The 701-nt window shown below is 66.3% G+C and carries 1 protein-coding gene; it reads left to right on the forward strand.

The window, feature by feature from the left end; genetic code table 11:
* The coding region (locus DUGA2_RS32320) for an AMP-binding protein (protein ID WP_141753465.1) at window positions 1-701 on the forward strand (701 nt) is incomplete at both ends.

Genomic DNA, 701 nt, shown 5'->3' on the forward strand with positions numbered 1-701 from the left:
AATGCTGGCGTTGCAGAACGCGCCGATGAACGCGCTCACGCTGCCGGGGCTGACCCTGCAAGCCATGGGCGGCGAGGGCGTACAGGCCAAGTTCGACCTGACGTTCACCTTCACGGAGGACGCCGGACGCCTGAACGGCAGCATCAGCTACAACACCGATCTGTTCGAGCCGTCGACGATGGCACGCATGGCGGCGCACTTCACCCGGCTGGTGGAGGCCATCGTGGCCAACCCTGAGCGCCGCATCCAGGATCTGGATATGCTGGACGACGCCGAACGCCACCAACTGCTGGTGGAGTGGAACGACACTGCGCGCGACTACCGGTCGGCATCGCTGATGCCAGCGCTGTTCGAGGAACGCGCGGCGGCCTCGCCGGATCGCGTGGCGCTGGAGTATGACAATGTATCGCTGACGTATGGCGAGCTGAATGCGCGGGCCAACCGTCTGGCGCATCACCTGCGCACGCTGGGCGTGGGCCCGGACGTGCTGGTGGGCCTGTGCGTGGAGCGCTCGTTGGAGATGATTGTGGGCCTGCTGGCCATCCTGAAGGCCGGCGGCGCATACGTGCCGCTGGACCCGGCCTATCCGGCCGATCGCCTGGCCTACATGCTGGAAGATGCTGCGCCGGTAGTGCTGCTGACCCAACAACGCCTGCTGGCTTCCGTGCCGACCGGCGGTGTGCCGGTGTTCTGCCTTGATG

It is taken from the genome of Duganella sp. HH101, from assembly GCF_001758795.1.
Lineage (GTDB): Bacteria > Pseudomonadota > Gammaproteobacteria > Burkholderiales > Burkholderiaceae_D > Rugamonas > Rugamonas rivuli.